This window comes from Pseudoalteromonas sp. EB27, from assembly GCF_001974875.1.
GTDB lineage: Bacteria > Pseudomonadota > Gammaproteobacteria > Enterobacterales > Alteromonadaceae > Pseudoalteromonas.
Map to the genome: position 1 here is coordinate 1 of NZ_MTQD01000032.1, position 1,546 is coordinate 1,546.

1 protein-coding gene is annotated in these 1,546 nt (G+C 39.7%); it reads right to left on the reverse strand.

The genetic code is table 11. The annotated features are described in order from the left end of the window. Positions 1–36: 36 nt before the first annotated feature. Positions 37–1,299, reverse strand: a complete 1,263-nt coding sequence (locus tag BW142_RS20460; protein ID WP_076926144.1) for an IS110 family transposase — start codon at positions 1,297–1,299, stop codon at positions 37–39. Between the last annotated feature and the right edge of the window lie 247 nt (positions 1,300–1,546).

The window sequence follows — 1,546 nt, forward strand, 5'->3', positions numbered from 1 at the left end:
CTAACAACACGCCCTGAGGTGGACGACTAGTAAAATTTAGCTATTAACTGCAAATTTTAAAAGTGGTGAGCCTCTGCGTTTTAAGGCCGCTAAATACGTCGATTCATCGTAGGGTGTATTCGTTTTCCAACACCTAAATACAATCCTTATCCATTTAAATGCCAGTGATCTAATTATGCTGTTATGCGGCTTACCCTTGGCTTTTTGTTGCTCATAATACGCTTTAGCCCAAAACGAATAACGAATAGAAAAGCCTGCCCATTCTACAAATGTTTGCCTTAAAAAAGTGGGGCAACTATAACGCCAATGAGTCCACATTTTTTGGCCACTGCGCTCAATAACAGGCGCTATACCCGCGTACTTTTGAAGTTCTGCAGCATCATTATAACGCGCACGATTACTCCCAAAAGCAACAAGTAAACGTGGGGCGAGTTGTGGACCTGCACCGGGTAAGCTATCAAATATCTTTTTATCTTGCTGGGCTTTATAAGCCGATTTTATTGCTTTATCGAGCTTTTCAATACCTTTTAATAACACTTTAAATTGCGTAATAAGCACTTCAACGAGCATTTGATTAGGCACAATGACGCCTTCATCCAGAGTTAATGGCATTGAATTTTTAATACTGTCTAATCGTGCATTATTGACCGTGGAATAGTGTGAGTTATGACTCTCAAAAAAGTCGAGTAAAGTCTGTTTTCTTGCTTTTTTAACCGCAGTGAGTGACGGCCACTTCTGAATGAAGTCGCAGAATATATACGTGTCCTTTTCTTTAAACCATTCAAGTGCCTGCGGGTAATAATTTTTTAATGTCGCTGTTATTTTATTGGATAAATCGACACTGTCTTGCACTAAACTTCGGCGATATTCAACAAGCTGAGACAGCGTTCGCATAGCTGCTGACTCAGGCTCAATGACAGACAGCTTATCCATGTGTAACGTGAGAATTTCAACTTGTACAAAGGCATCTGATGGGTCATCTTTTGCGCCACTGGGCGTAAAAGCCTGGCGGTATTTAGCAACAGCACAAGGATTCACGGTAAATAAAGTAAGGTGGTCGTATTTGGCTAATGCATAAATAAGCGGGCCTTTTTTAAGCTCACAAACAATTGCTATTTTCTGCTCTGGATAACGCTGTTTAATATCCATAGCCCATTCATGCAACGCTTCAGGTGTGTGTTTAATAACGGTGTAATGATATTTATTAGTGCCTGTTGGGTGTTCACAAATATCATGTTTTTTATCGGCCCAATCCATGCCAATGAGTACAGCAAAATTATCAACGTTATATGCTTTCATTTTATAGCGCCTACGGTTAAAGTTAAGGACGGAATGTGCTTAAATCTCGTTTCTCGCAGGTCTTATAGATAGTCTTGGTCGGCAATCCCTGAGTATGCGTTTTGAAATCGAGGTGCTCTGTTGGCTCGAACGTCTTGTTAAAAACATTAGATGTTTGGCATTCAATATTCGTAACCAACAGAAGCATATTCCACTTAATATAATAGTCAGTTACTTTTAAATTAAGTGGCTTGGTCGAACTATAAGT

Coding starts and splice junctions, on each gene's coding strand:
- BW142_RS20460 (WP_076926144.1), bottom strand. CDS start 1,299: ATGAAAGCATATAACGTTGATAATTTTGCTGTACTCATTGGCATGGAT.